The organism is Pseudomonas oryziphila (assembly GCF_003940825.1).
GTDB classification, from domain to species: domain Bacteria; phylum Pseudomonadota; class Gammaproteobacteria; order Pseudomonadales; family Pseudomonadaceae; genus Aquipseudomonas; species Aquipseudomonas sichuanensis.
The window spans coordinates 335113-350387 of the sequence record NZ_CP034338.1; the positions used below are offsets into that span (position 1 = coordinate 335113).

Consider the following 15275-nt stretch of genomic DNA (forward strand, 5'->3'; position numbering starts at 1 on the left):
TAGCGTCATGGCCTTCGAAGCAATGTTCCAGCCGATCCAGATCGGCAAACTGACCATCCGCAACCGTGTGCTCAGCACCGCGCACGCCGAGGTGTATGCCACCGACGGCGGGATGACCACCGACCGCTATGTGAAGTACTACGAAGAGAAGGCCAAGGGCGGCATCGGCCTGGCGATCTGCGGCGGCTCGTCCGTGGTGGCCATCGACAGCCCGCAGGAGTGGTGGTCGTCGGTCAACCTGTCGACCGACCGCATCATTCCGCACTTCCAGAACCTGGCTGACGCCATGCACAAGCATGGCGCCAAGATCATGATCCAGATTACCCACATGGGCCGTCGCTCGCGCTGGGACGGTTTCAACTGGCCGACCCTGATGTCGCCGTCGGGCATCCGTGAACCGGTGCACCGCGCCACCTGCAAAACCATCGAAGTGGAAGAGATCTGGCGCGTCATCGGCAACTACGCGCAAGCTGCGCGCCGCGCCAAGGAAGGTGGCCTTGACGGCGTCGAACTGTCGGCGGTGCACCAGCACATGATCGACCAGTTCTGGAGCCCACGGGTCAACAAGCGTACCGACGAGTGGGGCGGCACCTTCGAAGGCCGCATGAAGTTCGGCCTGGAAGTGCTCAAGGCCGTGCGCAAGGAAGTCGGTGACGACTTCTGCGTGGGCATGCGTATCTGCGGCGACGAATTCCACCCCGATGGCCTCAGCCACGAGGACATGAAGCAGATCGCTGCCTACTACGACGCCACCGGCATGCTCGATTTCATCGGCGTGGTCGGCTCGGGCTGCGACACCCACAACACCCTGGCCAACGTCATCCCCAACATGAGCTACCCGCCGGAGCCATTCCTGCACCTGGCGGCCGGCATCAAGGAAGTGGTCAAGGTCCCGGTGCTGCACGCGCAGAACATCAAGGACCCGAACCAGGCCACGCGTATCCTGGAAGGCGGCTACGTGGACATGGTGGGTATGACCCGCGCCCACATCGCCGATCCGCACCTGATCGCCAAGATCAAGATGGGCCAGGTGGACCAGATCAAGCAGTGCGTCGGCGCCAACTACTGCATCGACCGCCAGTACCAGGGCCTGGACGTGCTGTGCATCCAGAACGCCGCCACCTCCCGTGAATACATGGGCGTGCCGCACATCATCGAGAAGACCACCGGCGCCAAGCGCAAGGTGGTGATCGTCGGCGCAGGCCCTGCCGGCATGGAGGCCGCCCGCGTGGCCGCCGAGCGTGGCCACGATGTCACCGTTTTCGAGAAGAAAGAGCAGATCGGCGGGCAGATCACCATCGCCGCCAAGGCCCCGCAGCGCGACCAGATCGCCGGCATCACCCGCTGGTACCAGCTGGAGTTCGCCCGCCTGAAGATCGACCTGCGCCTGGGCACCGCCGCTGACGTGGCGACCATCCAGGACCTGCGCCCGGACATCATCGTGCTGGCAGTGGGCGGCCATCCGTTCGTCGAGCAGAACGAGCACTGGGGCGCTGCCGAAGGGCTGGTGGTGAGCAGCTGGGACGTGCTCGACGGCAAGGTCGCACCGGGCAAGAACGTGCTGGTGTACGACACCATCTGCGAGTTCACCGGCATGTCGACGGCGGATTTCATCGCCGACAAGGGCAGCCAGGTCGAGATCGTCACCGACGACATCAAGCCGGGCGTGGCCATGGGCGGCACCAGCTTCCCCACCTACTACCGCAGCATGTACCCCAAAGAAGTGATCATGACCGGCGACATGATGCTGGAGAAGGTCTACCGCGAGGGCGACAAGCTGGTGGCGGTGCTCGAGAACGAGTACACCGGCGCCAAGGAAGAGCGGGTGGTGGACCAGGTAGTGGTGGAAAACGGCGTGCGTCCTGACGAGCAGCTGTACTACGCGCTCAAAGACGGTTCGCGCAACAAGGGCCAGATCGACGTCGAGGCGCTGTTCGCCATCAAGCCGCAGCCGATCCTCAGCCAGCCGGGCGAGGGCTACCTGCTGTACCGCATCGGCGACTGCGTGGCCCAGCGCAACGTGCATGCGGCGATCTACGACGCCTTGCGCCTGTGCAAGGATTTCTGAAGCAGCGGCAAGCTTCAAGCTGCAAGCTGCAAGAAAAAGCGATCAGTACCGCTTTCGCTTGCAGCTTAGGTCTTGAGAGTTGCTTGGGAATGATTCTGTAAAGCAGCGGTGAGCTGCAAGGTTCAAGCAAGGGGCGGGGCTAAGTGGCTTCTTCTTGCAGCTTGTAGCTTGCAGCTTGCAGCTCAAAGGTGCCTGCCATGTTGAACACCCTTCTACCCATCCTGCTGTTCACCGCGCTGGCCCTGGCGGTGCTCGGCGCCCTGCGCCGGGTGCGCATGTGGCGGCGCGGGCGGCCGAGCCAGGTCGACCTGATCAAAGGCCTGCTGGCCATGCCACGGCGCTACCTGGTGGACCTGCACCACGTGGTCGAGCGCGACAAGTACATGTCCAAGACCCACGTGGCCACTGCCGGCGGCTTCGTGCTCTCGGCCGTGCTGGCGATCCTGGTGCACGGCTTCGGCCTGCAGAGCAAGATACTCGGCTATGCCCTGCTGGTGGCCACGGTGATCATGTTCACCGGTGCCCTGTTCGTCTTCAAACGCCGCCTCAACCCGCCTTCGCGCCTGTCCAAGGGCCCGTGGATGCGCCTGCCCAAGAGCCTGCTGATGTTCGCGGCGAGCTTCTTCATCGCCACGCTGCCGGTGGCCGGCATCCTGCCGCAAGGCACCGGTGGCTGGGTGCTGGTGGCGGTGCTGGGCGTCGGAGTGCTGTGGGGCGTGTCCGAGCTGTTCTTCGGCATGACCTGGGGCGGGCCGATGAAGCACGCCTTCGCCGGCGCCCTGCACCTGGCCTGGCACCGCCGCGCCGAGCGCTTCGGCGGCGGCCGTTCCACCGGCCTCAAGCCGCTGGACCTGGAAGACCCGAACGCGCCGCTGGGCGTGGAAAAACCGGTGGACTTCACCTGGAACCAGCTGCTCGGTTTCGACGCCTGCGTGCAATGCGGCAAGTGCGAAGCCATGTGCCCGGCGTTCGCCGCCGGCCAGCCGCTGAACCCGAAAAAGCTCATTCAGGACATGGTCATCGGCCTGGCCGGTGGCACCGACGCCACCTTCGCCGGCAGCCCCTATCCGGGCAAGCCGATCGGTGAGCATGGCGGCCATCCGCACCAGCCGATCGTCAACGGCCTGGTCGATGCCGAAACCCTGTGGTCGTGCACGACCTGCCGCGCTTGCGTGGAGGAGTGCCCGATGATGATCGAGCACGTCGATGCCATCGTCGACATGCGCCGCCACCTCACCCTGGAAAAGGGCGCCACCCCGAACAAGGGCGCCGAGGTACTGGACAACCTGATCGCCACCGACAACCCCGGCGGTTTCGCCCCCGGCGGGCGGATGAACTGGGCGGCCGACCTCAACCTGCAACTGCTCAGTGATGTGAAGCGCACCGAAGTGCTGTTCTGGGTGGGCGATGGCGCCTTCGACATGCGCAACCAGCGCACGCTGCGCGCCTTCGTCAAAGTGCTCAAGGCCTCCGGCGTGGACTTCGCCGTGCTTGGCCTGGAAGAGCGCGACAGCGGTGACGTGGCCCGTCGCCTGGGCGATGAAGCGACCTTCCAGCACCTGGCCAAACGCAATATCCAGACCCTGGCCAAGTACCAGTTCCAGCGCATCGTCACTTGCGATCCGCACAGCTTCCATGTGCTGAAGAATGAATACGGCGCCCTTGGCGGCGACTACCAGGTGCAGCACCACAGCACCTACATCGCCGAACTGATCGCCGCCGGCAAGCTCAACCTTGGCCAGCACAAGGGTGGCAGCGTCACCTACCACGACCCGTGCTACCTGGGCCGTTACAACGGCGAGTACGAGGCCCCGCGCGACGTGCTCAAGGCCTTGGGTATCGAAGTGCGCGAGATGCAGCGTTCGGGCTTCCGTTCCCGTTGCTGCGGCGGTGGCGGCGGCGCGCCGATCACCGACATTCCGGGCAAGCAACGTATCCCCGACATGCGCATGGACGATATCCGCGAGACCGAGGCCGAGCTGGTGGCCGTGGGTTGCCCACAGTGCACGGCGATGCTCGAAGGCGTGGTCGAACCACGGCCACAGATCAAGGACCTGGCCGAGTTGGTCGCCGATGTGCTGATCGAAGACGAAGCCCCGGCGAGCGCCAAGTCGCCAGCCAGCAAACGTGAACCTGCGGAGGTGCACTGATGAGCGACATCATCCGCCGCGACCCACGCGCCGAGTGGATCGCCCGTAACCGCCTGCACCCGCTGCATGCAGCGATGCAGACGCAACAAACCAGCTGGATGGGCCCCAACGGGCTGATGCGCAAGAACCCCCATGCGATCGCTGCCGGCTTCATCGGCCCCAGCGGCCTCAAGCGCATCGACCGCAGCGGCGCCCAGCAGGGCACCGGTGTCGGCGGGCGGCGCACGGCCGCCGCCGAGGTGCAGCTGCCGCTGCATCAGGTGGCCGAGCCTGGGTTCTACATCGCCGTGGTGCCGGACATGGTCGGCGGTCGCCTCGGCAGCCACGACCGCGACCTGCTCGGCCTGGCCCACAGCCTGGCGGGCAGTGACGGTGCGGTGCTGGCCGTGGTGTTCGGCGAGCACAAGGAAAGCAACTTTTCCACAGCCGGCGTTGATCGCCTGCTGGTTATCGAGGGCGAGGCCTTCGAAGGTTATGCACCGGAGCAACTGGTCCAGGGCCTGCGGGCTGTGGATAACCAGTTCGCGCCGCGCCACTGGCTGTTGCCCGATAGCCGCACCGGTGGCGGGGAACTCGGCCGGCGCTTCGGCGCGGCCCTGGGCGAACGCCCGGCGACGCGGGTATGGCAGGTCAAGGACGGCCAGTGCATCGGCCGTGCCGGCGCCGGCCAGCAGGATATCCAGCGCGACGTGCCACGCTTGATCCTGGCCGCTGCCGAATGCGCAGAGCCCGTGAGCGAAACCCGCCACGAAGCCCTGCCCGTGGAGTTGTCCACAGGCGTGGCGCGCAGCCTGTCGCGCATCGAGGACCTCGGCTCGGTGGCCGTGGACCCGGCCGCCATTGCCATGGCCGAGGCTGAGTTCATCGTCTCCGGCGGCAACGGCGTCAAGGACTGGGACCTGTACCACCAGGCCACCAAGGCCCTCGGCGCCACCGAAGGCGCCTCGCGGGTGGCGGTGGACGACGGCTTCATGCCGCGCAACCGCCAGGTGGGGGCCACCGGCACCTGGGTCACGGCACGGGTCTACGTGGCTGTGGGTATCTCCGGCGCGATCCAGCACCTGCAGGGCATCGGCGCCTGCGACAAGGTGGTGGCGATCAACATGGACCCGGGCTGCGACATGATCAAACGAGCCGACCTGTCGGTAATTGGCGACAGCTCGGCGATTCTCAAGGCACTGATCGAGGCTGTGGATAACTACCGCAGCGGCGGCCAGCGCGACGCGGCATAAGGGCATGAGCATGAGTACGAAAGTGATCAGCCTGGTATCCATAGGTGCCCACCCAAGCTCGGGCCGCGCCCGCCGCGCCGAGCAGGATGCGCGTGCCGTGGAACTGGGCTTGCAGTTGGCTGGGGATAACTTGCAGGTGGTGCATGCCGGTGATCCCCACGAAGAGGCCCTGCGTGCCTACCTGGGCATGGGGCTTGAACACCTGGACGTATTGGAGCAGCCCGCTGGCGCCGATGTGCTGGGCGTGCTGGGCGACTACCTGCGTGATGCCGGCGCCCAGTTGGTGCTGGCTGGCAGCCAGGCGGAAACCGGGGAAGGCTCGGGCATGTTGCCGTTCCTGTTGGCCGAGAAGCTCGGTTGGCCGCTGGTGGTCGGGCTGGCCGAGGTGGAATCGATCGAGAATGGTACCGCCCAGGTGCTGCAAGCCCTGCCACGGGGTCAGCGGCGCCGCTTGAAGGTGCGCCTGCCCTTGTTGGCAACTGTGGATAACGCCGCGCCCAAGCCTCGCCAGAGCGCCTTCGGCCCGGCGCGGCGCGGGGTGCTGGCGCCCTTTGATGTGGCGGTGGTGGACGACCCGGTACTGGGTGATGACGCCCTGCAGCCAGCGCGGCCACGGCCCAAGCGGCTCAAGGTGATCAAGGCCAAGAGCGGTGCCGACCGCATGAAGGCCGCCACGGCCAAGGCCAGTGGCGGCGGGGGCAAGGTGCTGAAGGATGTGTCGCCGCAGGAAGGCGCCGAGGCGATCCTCAAGTTGTTGGTGGAGGAGGGGGTTCTGCGCTGAAACCACTGGCACCCTCGCGGGGCAAGCCCGCTCCCACAATGCCGCCCATTGATACAAGGACGGACACTGTGGGAGCGGGCTTGCCCCGCGATGCTTTTGTCCACAGCACTTTTGCCCACGGAATCTGTTCGCCAAGCTGTGGACAAAGTGTTTGCGCAATGCTGTAGCCCTTTGAAATCAGTGGGTTCAAGGGTTTGATCAATTTGTGATCAGTCGTTGATTTCATCTTTGAGACCCAATCCCGTAAAACTGCCCACAATCGCTGTTGGCCGGTGTGTGGATAACGTGTTCGCCCATCGCTGCAGGCCTTGAATTTACTGGCTTACAAAGAATTGATCGTTTTTTGATCTGTTGCCGATAAAGTCAGGTAAACCCGCTGATTATCTGGGCTTTACGGACTTTTCCACAGCCAGTTTTAGGCCAGCCCGGTTTTCCCACATTCTTTGTTGGTGGCTCTGTGGACAATGTGTTTGCAGAGGGCTGTGAGCCTTTGTACACGGGGGCTGTAGAGATTTGATCAAAAAATAGCCAATTCACCAGGGGTGTGACGACGCTGACCTGTCAGCCGTTGTGCACAGCGTGAGCCTGCTGGTCTGTGGATAACCAATTCAACGTACCTGTCCTTTTTGCCAGTATCCACTTGCGTTCCAGGCGATCAGCCGTGACAAGCGCAATGCAGAACACGCTAAGAGCCGCTCGGAACGGCTTTGCTTGGGCGGCCTCTAGGCATCAAGTGGTGGAGTGATGCGCGCAGCCACGGCATATCGCATGCACGTGTACTTGGGAAAGGGGTGTTTGAGGTCACAGGTCTGGGCCTGGCCTGCGTGCTGCTGGCAGGGGGATCAACTCCGGCGTCTGCAGCGTCGGTAGCTGGCTTGTCTCCTGGCGAACGCCAGTAAAAATGCAGGCCAGTGATCCTGAAAGCGTCGGTTCGGGTATTCGTAAGGTTCTTGAGGTTGAGCCCCGCGCCTTGGCAGGCGTTGCCAAAGCGCGGGGAAGCAGTTACTGCGCTTTGACTTCCTTCAGATAAGGCGCCGGCTCCGCCCCCAGGTTCTCCAGCATGCGCTGGCTGTACCAGTCGATGAAGTTCACCACACCAAACTCGTAAGTCTTCGAGTACGGCCCCGGTTGATAGGCGGTGGAGTTGATCCCGCGCTGGTTCTCTTCGGCCAGGCGACGGTCCTGGTCGTTGGTGGCATCCCACACCTTGCGCATTTCTTCAGGGTTGTAATCCACCCCCTCCACCGCATCCTTGTGCACCAGCCATTTGGTGGTGACCATGGTCTCCTGCGCGCTGATCGGCCACACGGTGAACACGATCATGTGGTCGCCCATGCAGTGGTTCCACGAGTGCGGCAGGTGCAGGATGCGCATCGAGCCCAGGTCGGGGTTCTTGATGCGGCCCATCAGCTTCTTGCAGGCCACCTTGCCGTCCATGGTCATCGACACGGTGCCCTTGAGCAGCGGCATGCGCACGATGCGGTTACGCAGGCCGTGGCTCTTGTGCAGGTAAGGGATCTTCTCGGCTTCCCAGGCGGCGGCCGAGGCGGCCACGTGGTCCTTGAATTCCTGGCTGGCGCGCGGGTCGTTGGTGTCGTCCCACTCCAGCAGCGTCTTCAAAAGCTCCGGGTGCGAACCGCTGCAGTGGTAGCACTCGCGGTTGTTCTCCAGCACCAGCTTCCAGTTGGCCTTCTCCATCAAGGTGGTCTGCACCGCCACCTTGGTGTTTTCCATGTCGTACGGTTCCATGTAGTGGTCGAGGGTGGCCAGGAACTCGTCGATGGCCGGCGGGTTCTCGGCCAGGCTGATGAAGATGTAGCCACCGGCCACCTTCACGTTCACAGGCTTGAGGCCGTACTGGTTCATGTCGAAGTCGGCGCCCATCTCGGTGCCGGCGAACAGCAGGCGGCCATCGAGCTCGTAGGTCCACTGGTGGTAGTGGCAGACCAGCTTGGCCACCTTGCCTTTGTCGCTGACGCACAAGCGCGAACCGCGGTGGCGGCAGACGTTGTGGAAGGCATGCACCTTACCTTCGGCACCGCGAATCACGATGATCGGGTTCTTGCCGATCTGCAGGGTGATGTAGTTGCCCTTGGTCGGGATCTCGCAAACCATGCCGGCGATCAGCCATTCCTTGTGGAAGATCTCCTGCATGTCGATCTGGAACAGGCGCTCGTCGCTGTAGAACGGTTGCGGCAGCGAGTAGGTGCGCTCGCGGGTCTGCAGCATCTCGGCGGTGGCCTTGCGTGCGGGTTCCAGTGGGTCGCCCAGGCTCAGGGTTGCGGTGACGTCCATCGTGTGGTCCTCGGGGCCGCGTGCGGCCGACAGAAGTGGCTAATCGTTGTTGTTTGCCGCAGGGCTGCTGCTTTGGATAAACAGCGTGTTGTTTTGCCGAGGAGTGTGCGTTCGAAGGCGTCGGGAACCATATCCATGGGCGACATGGCCGCATCGAATTCCGACGCGCCAACCCTTGTAGCGTGGGGCTGGTCGCGATAAGCACGCCGATGTCGCGGATGGGAATGTACGCAGCCCTCGCGTTGCGCATTATCGGAGCCATAAGAAAGGCCGACAGTCGGCTGCTGGAGATGAACATGTCCGATACCTTCCTCAACCCGGTCACCACCCAGACCTGGGCCAATGGCCGCCACATCGTGCGCTGCGTCAAGGTCATCCAGGAAACCTGGGATGTGCGCACGTTCTGCTTCATGGCCGACCAGCCGATCATGTTCTTCTTCAAGCCCGGGCAGTTCGTCACCCTGGAGCTGGAAATCGAAGGCAAGCCGGTGATGCGTTCGTACACCATCTCCAGCTCGCCGTCGGTGCCCTACAGTTTCTCGATCACCGTCAAGCGCGTGCCGGGCGGGCTGGTCTCGAACTTCCTCCACGACACCATGCACGAAGGTGCCGAGCTGCCGGTGCACGGGCCGGTGGGGCTGTTCAACGCCATCGACTTCCCGGCGGGCAAGACGCTGTACCTGTCCGGTGGTGTCGGTATAACCCCGGTGATGTCCATGGCCCGCTGGTTCTACGACACCAACGCCAATGTCGACATGGTCTTCGTGCACAGCGCCCGTTCACCGAAGGACATCATCTACCACCGCGAGCTGGAGCAGATGGCCTCGCGCATCCCCAACTTCAGCCTGCACATCATTTGCGAGAAGCACGGCCTGGGTGAGCCGTGGGCCGGTTATCGCGGTTACCTCAATCAGCGCCTGATGGAGCTGATTGCCCCGGACTATCTGGAGCGCACCATCTTCTGCTGCGGCCCTACGCCCTACATGAGCGCGGTCAAGCGCATGCTCGAGGCGGTCGGCTTCGACATGAAGAACTATCACGAGGAGTCGTTCGGCGCGACGCCGCCCGAGGCCAAGGCCGATGCGGTGGAGCACGCGGAAGCGGCGGCCGATGCGCCGGAAGTGGACGCGGCCGACCTCAACCTGGTGGAGTTCGTCGGCAGCGACAAGAGCATTCGCGTGGCCCCGGGCGAGACCGTGCATGCGGCGGCGGCCAAGGTCGGGCTGATGATCCCCAAGGCCTGCGGCATGGGCATCTGCGGCACCTGCAAGGTGCTCAAGCTGGGCGGCGAGGTGGAGATGGAGCACAACGGCGGGATCACCGAAGAGGACGAGGCCGAGGGCTACATCCTGTCGTGCTGCAGTGTGCCGAAGGGGGATGTGCGGATCGAGTATTGATCCGACGCCAGAAACCATCGCGGGGCAAGCCCGCTCCCACGCCATGCTGTGATCTGGCGTGGGAGCGGGCTTGCCCCGCGATCATTTTCAAGGTCAGGTGCGGAAGCGAGCCACCAGACCATTGAGGTCCACCGCCAACCGCGACAACTCGGCACTCGCCGCGCTGGTCTGATGGGCGCCGGTGGCGCTCTGCACCGACAGGTCGTTGATGTTTACCAGGTTGCGGTCCACCTCGCGGGCCACCTGGGCCTGCTCCTCGGCGGCGCTGGCGATCACCAGGTTGCGCTCGTTGATCTGCCCCACCGCCGAGGCGATGGTGTCCAACGCCAGGCCTGCGCCCTTGGCGATGTTCAGGGTCGACTCGGCGCGCTCGGTGCTGGTGCGCATCGAGTCCACGGCCTGCTCGGTGCCGCCCTGGATGCTGCCGATCATCCGCTCGATCTCGCTGGTGGACTGCTGGGTGCGGTGTGCAAGCGCCCGGACTTCGTCGGCCACCACGGCAAAGCCACGGCCCGCCTCGCCGGCACGCGCCGCCTCGATGGCGGCGTTGAGCGCCAGCAGGTTGGTCTGGTCGGCCAGGCCGCGGATCACGTCCAGCACCTTGCCGATGTCGCGGGACTGCTCGGCCAGGTGGGTGATCAGCTTGGCGGTGGCTTGCACGTCGCCGCTCATGCGCTCGATGGCGCCCACGGTTTCCATGACCAGGTCGCGGCCATCGCCGGCCGAACGGCTGGCTTCGCTGGAGGCTTCCGAGGTGCTTACCGCGTTACGTGCCACTTCCTCGACCGCGCTGGTCATTTCGGTGACGGCGGTGGCGGCCTGCTCGATTTCGTTGTTCTGCTGCTGCAAGCCCCGGGCGCTTTCGTCGGTGACGCTGTTCAGCTCTTCGGCGGCCGAGGCCAGCTGGGTGGCGGAGCCGGCAATCAGCTGCAGGGTGTCGCGCAGCTTGTCCTGCATCTTGGCCATGGCCTGCAGCAGGCGCGCGGCCTCGTCGGTGCCTTCGGGGCGGATGCTGTGGGTGAGGTCGCCCTCGGCGATCTGCTCGGCGGCCTTGAGCGCTTCGTCGATGGGTTTGACGATGCTGCGGGTGAGCAGGAAGGCGAACAGCAAGGTCAACGCGGTGGCCGCCACCAGCAGGCCGACCACCAGGGCGAAGGTGCTGGCGTACTGGCTGGCGGCTTTGGCGTTGGTGTCGGCGGTCTGGTCGGTGTTGATCTTCACCAGTTGGTCCATGACCTTGTTGATCTGCTCGGAATTGCTCAGCAGCTCGCTGTTGAGCAGGTCGCGCAGCTCATCCACCTTGCCGGCCTGGCTCAGGCTGCGCATGCGCGACTCGAGCTGGCGGTACTGGCTGAGCAACATGCCGTACTGCTCGAAGGCGGCCTTTTCATCAGCGGCGGCGATCAGCGGCTCGTAGGTACGACGGGCCTTGTCGATCTGCGCGTTGCGCTCGTCGAGCAGGCGCAGGGTGTCCTGCTGGGTGGCCGGCTCGCGGTTGAGCAGCAGGCGGTAGGACAGGGTGCGCAGGCGCAGGTTGAGCGCGGTCAGCTCGTCGAGGGTCTTGATGCTGGGCACGCTGACTTGCTCGATGGTCACGCCGGCCTGGCGGATGTTGCCCATCTGGATCAGCGAGAAGACACCCAGGCCAAGCATCAGCAGGCCGATCACGGAGAAGCCCAGCAGCGCACGCGGGGCGATGTTCATGTTGCGTAAGGACATGGAGGCGGTATCCAGGGCAGAAAGGGGGCCGCAGTCCATGCGACGAAATAAGACCTGCCGGCGTATCGGTCGTGACCGGGCAGTCTTGATAGTGGCACGGTGGATTTGTGAGGCAGCTAACGAAATTCCTGACAGGCGGTTGACCCAGGCCGGAACAAGGGCGGTCGACACCGGTCAACCTGAGCAGGTAAAAACCTTTTGAATCCGATATTTAATGGCGAGGGCGCAGGTTTTTCCTTATCGTGTGCGCCCTTTGCAACAACCCGAGATAGACGCATGTTGGAAACTTCCCTGAATCAACTCGAGCAACTGGTCAGCGACCTGATGCACAAGAACGCTCAACTCACCGAGCAGAACACCGCCCTCAGCCAGGAACTGGCCCAGGCCAAGGAAGAGAACGAGACCCTGCAGCTGTCGCTGATGGAGCAGGAAGAGAAGCACGGCGCCACCGCTGCCCGCATCCAGGCCCTGGTCGACCGCGCCAGCGCGGGTGTCGTGAACGCATGAGGCTGCACGCGCAGCCGGTCAATGTCGTATCGATCCTCGGCAACGACTATTCGCTCAAGGCGCCGGAAGGCCAGGAAGAAACCCTGGCCCAGGCCGTGCGCATGCTCAACGTCGCCCTGGCCGAGACCAAGCGCAGCTACCCGACCCTGATCGGTGACAAATTGCTGGTGCTGGCGGCCCTGAACCTGTGCTCGAAACAGATCGAGTTGCAGCGCGAACACGCCAAGACCCTGGAGCGCACCCAGGCGCAGATCGACGCCACCGTCGATGCCATCAGCCGGACCATCGGCGACCAGTAAAGCGCTCAAGCATCCCCTGTGGGAGCGGGTTTACCCGCGAAGACGATGGTGGTTTCACCGACGTTTTCGCGGGCAAACCCGCTCCCACAGTCTTTTTGTGCTGTCTCAGATCTCTGGAATAACTGGATACTTGAGTGTATACACTTCTCGCAAAACAATAATTAGCGGGAGTAGCAGGGCATGCGTATCTGGCGGCGGAGTATCCAGTGGCAATTGATCGCAAGCATGGGCGCGGCCCTGCTGGCGAGCATCCTGGTGGTGGTGGCGATCTACACCGTGGCGGTCAACCGCCTCACCGAGCGGTACCTGGTCGACACGGCGCTGCCGGCCAGCATCGAGGCGATCCGCAACGACATCGAGCGCATGCTCGGCCGACCGCTGGTGGCCGCGGCGGACATCGCCGGCAATACCCTGCTGCGCGACTGGCTGGCCGCCGGTGAGGATCCAGCGCAAGCACCGCGTTTCATCGAGTACCTGGAGGGCGCCAGGCAGCGCAACAAGGCCTTCACCACGATGTTCGCCGCCACTGCGAGCAACCACTACTACAACGAGAAAGGCCTGGATCGCACCCTCAGCCGCGCCAACCCCAAGGACAGCTGGTTCTACGGCTATATCGACAGCGGCGCCGAGCGCCTGGTCAATATCGATATCGACGGGGCCACCGGTGAGTTGGCGCTGTTCATCGACTATCGGGTGGAAAAGGATGGCCAGTTGGTGGGCGTGGCGGGCATGGGCCTGCGCATGAGCGAACTGTCCAAGCTGATCCACGACTTCAGCTTCGGTGAGCACGGCAAGGTGTTCCTGGTGCGCAACGACGGCCTGATCCAGGTGCACCCCGACCAGCAGTTCAGCGGCAAGCGCCAGCTCGCCGAGCAGCTTGATGCCGATGCCGCCAAGGCGGTGATGAGCGGCGATCAGGGCCTGCGCAGCAGCCGTTTCAGCCGCGACGGCGAAACCTACCTGGCCCTGGGCCTGCCCCTGCGGGACCTGAACTGGACCCTGGTGGCCGAAGTGCCGGAGGCCGAGATCTATGCCCAGATGCGTCAGGCCGTATGGCTCACCAGCCTGATTGGCGGTGGCGTGGCGCTGGTGTCGCTGTTGCTGGTGGTACTGCTGGCGCGCGGGCTGGTACGGCCGATCCGCCAGGTCACCGCGGCATTGGTGCAGATTGGCAGTGGTGCCGGTGACCTCAGCCACCGCCTCGACGATTCGCGCCAGGACGAGCTGGGCGACCTGGCCCGGGGCTTCAACCGCTTCCTCGACAGCCAGCGCGGCTTGATCGGTGAAGTGTTGCGCACCACCGAACGCCTGCACCGCTCGGTTGAGCAGGTAACGCAAGTGGTGGACAACACCGCCGAACGCTCCGGGCGCCAGCAGGAAATGACCGAGATGGTCGCCACCGCCGTCCATGAGATGGGTTTGACCGTACAGGACATTGCCCAGAATGCCGGCTCCGCCGCCGTGGCTTCGCAGTCGGCACGCGACGAGGCGCTGCAGGCGCGCGAAGTGGTGCGTCGGTCCATTCACAACATCGAAGGCATGTCTGGCGAGATTGGCAAGGCGGCCGACGCGGTCAGCCAGTTGGCCGACGAAGTCGCCTCTATCGACGAAGTTTTAGCAGTGATCCGCAGTATTTCCGAACAGACCAACCTGCTGGCACTGAACGCCGCCATCGAAGCGGCGCGGGCCGGTGAGATGGGCCGTGGCTTTGCCGTGGTGGCCGACGAGGTGCGCACCTTGGCCCGGCGTACCCAAGTGTCCACCGACGAAGTCCAGCAGATGATCCAGCGCCTCAAGCAGGGCGCGGGCACGGCGGTGTCATCGATGCAGGCGGGGCAGCAGGCGACCGGCAATGGGGTCGAGTCCAGCCAGCGCACGGGCACGTCGCTGGGGGCGATCACCGATCAGGTGGAGCAGATCAGCGACATGAACCACCAGGTGGCCACGGCGACCGAGGAGCAGTCGGCGGTGACCGAGGAAATCAACCGCACGGTGCAGGGCATTTCCGACCTGGCGCGGCAGACAGCGGCCGAGGTGCAAGGGTGCCGGGAGGAGTGCCAGGCGCTGCGCGGGTTGGCCGATGACCTGGCGCGACAGATGGGTGGGTTCAGGCTTTAGCAGGTCACGAAGTCAATTGGATCGCCACGCTTCTGTCATTGATGCAAACGTGAGTGTGGCGATCCAATCGTGTCATAAATAGTTCAAACGCTTGTGAACTTTCTATATTTGACCTGTATCTCGATATACCCAGAAGGAATCACGGGATTGGGCGTCTCATAATGATAATGTTTATTGATGATCTCAATCCAGTCGCCGTTATATTTAATGATGTCCCCTACGATTAGACTCGATATGAAAGTTTTGAGCTTCTCCGGAACTTCAGCAAGCCCGTCTCCATCCCTGTCGCCGAAGGCCACAGATACAAAGTCCGCGGGGTTTTGACGAGTCTTGGTAGACGAGGATGATTTGCCAGCGCTCTCAGGATCCCTAGGCATTATATCCAGCCTTGGCTCCTCGTCTGGACTATATGTCAACGATACTTCAGCACTGCCGAGTCGAGTCTCATTGCCTTCGCGATACGTCATCAGAACTTTTTTGAATTCAGGATCTTGGACTGGGAGTCCAAACCACGACAGATCTAAGTCTTCCATCACTGTAGCCTCGCCATAATGTTAATGGGAGGTTCAAGACTGCTGCGAGATTTCAATCTCAACAACTGTCATATTTATCAGTTGACACCAGTATTAGCTCGGTACTGGTCGGGCCAATCGTGTAGACATTTTTAGCCATTGGACAGATGCGATTGCTATTTCCCGCACTTCCCGCT

At 63.4% G+C, this 15275-nt stretch carries 11 protein-coding genes and 2 pseudogenes; 9 read left to right on the forward strand and 4 right to left on the reverse strand.

Going from position 1 to position 15275, the window contains the following annotated elements; genetic code table 11:
- Positions 1-7 precede the first annotated feature (7 nt).
- From dgcA to etfB, 4 genes are all read left to right on the forward strand, one after another.
- Positions 8-2068, forward strand: a complete 2061-nt coding sequence (dgcA, locus tag EJA05_RS01680; RefSeq protein ID WP_125462269.1) for a dimethylglycine demethylation protein DgcA — start codon at positions 8-10, stop codon at positions 2066-2068.
- Between the two features lie 197 nt (positions 2069-2265).
- Positions 2266-4218 (forward strand): dimethylglycine demethylation protein DgcB, encoded by a 1953-nt coding sequence (gene dgcB, locus EJA05_RS01685; protein ID WP_125857145.1) that lies wholly within the window; start codon positions 2266-2268, stop codon positions 4216-4218.
- The gene (gene etfA, locus EJA05_RS01690; protein WP_125857146.1) at positions 4218-5450 is read left to right on the forward strand and encodes an electron transfer flavoprotein subunit alpha; all 1233 of its coding nucleotides are present in this window, start codon (positions 4218-4220) and stop codon (positions 5448-5450) included. The genes dgcB and etfA overlap by 1 nt, the downstream gene beginning before the upstream one ends.
- A 10-nt stretch (positions 5451-5460) precedes the next feature.
- Positions 5461-6231, forward strand: coding sequence for an electron transfer flavoprotein subunit beta (gene etfB / locus EJA05_RS01695; RefSeq protein ID WP_125462272.1), 771 nt, complete (start codon positions 5461-5463; stop codon positions 6229-6231).
- A 1002-nt stretch (positions 6232-7233) separates the two neighbouring features.
- Here etfB and gbcA read toward each other — a convergent pair.
- The gene (gene gbcA, locus EJA05_RS01700) at positions 7234-8526 is read right to left on the reverse strand and encodes a glycine-betaine demethylase subunit GbcA (protein WP_125857147.1); all 1293 of its coding nucleotides are present in this window, start codon (positions 8524-8526) and stop codon (positions 7234-7236) included.
- A 296-nt stretch (positions 8527-8822) separates the two neighbouring features.
- Between gbcA and gbcB the strand changes: the two genes are divergently transcribed.
- On the forward strand, positions 8823-9923 hold the full coding sequence (gbcB, locus tag EJA05_RS01710; protein WP_031314933.1) for a glycine-betaine demethylase subunit GbcB: 1101 nt from the start codon (positions 8823-8825) through the stop codon (positions 9921-9923).
- Between the two features lie 93 nt (positions 9924-10016).
- On the opposite strand, the gene EJA05_RS28680 is transcribed toward gbcB, so the two are convergent.
- Together EJA05_RS28680 and EJA05_RS28685 are read right to left on the reverse strand one after the other, a co-directional pair.
- On the reverse strand, positions 10017-10889 hold the full coding sequence (locus EJA05_RS28680) for a methyl-accepting chemotaxis protein (RefSeq protein ID WP_369992088.1): 873 nt from the start codon (positions 10887-10889) through the stop codon (positions 10017-10019).
- Positions 10872-11681 (reverse strand): annotated as a pseudogene (locus EJA05_RS28685) (MCP four helix bundle domain-containing protein); the annotation flags it as partial. The pseudogene EJA05_RS28685 and the gene EJA05_RS28680, both read right to left, overlap by 18 nt.
- 237 nt (positions 11682-11918) lie before the next feature.
- Here EJA05_RS28685 and EJA05_RS01720 point away from each other — a divergent pair.
- From EJA05_RS01720 to EJA05_RS28695, 4 genes and pseudogenes are all read left to right on the forward strand, one after another.
- Positions 11919-12149 (forward strand): hypothetical protein, encoded by a 231-nt coding sequence (locus EJA05_RS01720; RefSeq protein ID WP_125857149.1) that lies wholly within the window; start codon positions 11919-11921, stop codon positions 12147-12149.
- Positions 12146-12448 carry a cell division protein ZapA gene (locus EJA05_RS01725; protein WP_110992273.1) on the forward strand — a complete coding sequence of 101 codons (303 nt, stop codon included), beginning with the start codon at positions 12146-12148 and terminating at the stop codon, positions 12446-12448. The genes EJA05_RS01720 and EJA05_RS01725 overlap by 4 nt, the downstream gene beginning before the upstream one ends.
- Before the next feature lie 225 nt (positions 12449-12673).
- Positions 12674-13702 (forward strand): annotated as a pseudogene (locus EJA05_RS28690) (cache domain-containing protein); the annotation flags it as partial.
- Between the two features lie 135 nt (positions 13703-13837).
- Positions 13838-14566 (forward strand): methyl-accepting chemotaxis protein, encoded by a 729-nt coding sequence (locus EJA05_RS28695; RefSeq protein WP_374045876.1) that lies wholly within the window; start codon positions 13838-13840, stop codon positions 14564-14566.
- A gap of 83 nt (positions 14567-14649) precedes the next feature.
- On the opposite strand, the gene EJA05_RS01740 is transcribed toward EJA05_RS28695, so the two are convergent.
- Complete coding sequence (locus EJA05_RS01740) at positions 14650-15099, reverse strand: hypothetical protein (RefSeq protein ID WP_125857152.1); 450 nt, start codon at positions 15097-15099, stop codon at positions 14650-14652.
- Between the last annotated feature and the right edge of the window lie 176 nt (positions 15100-15275).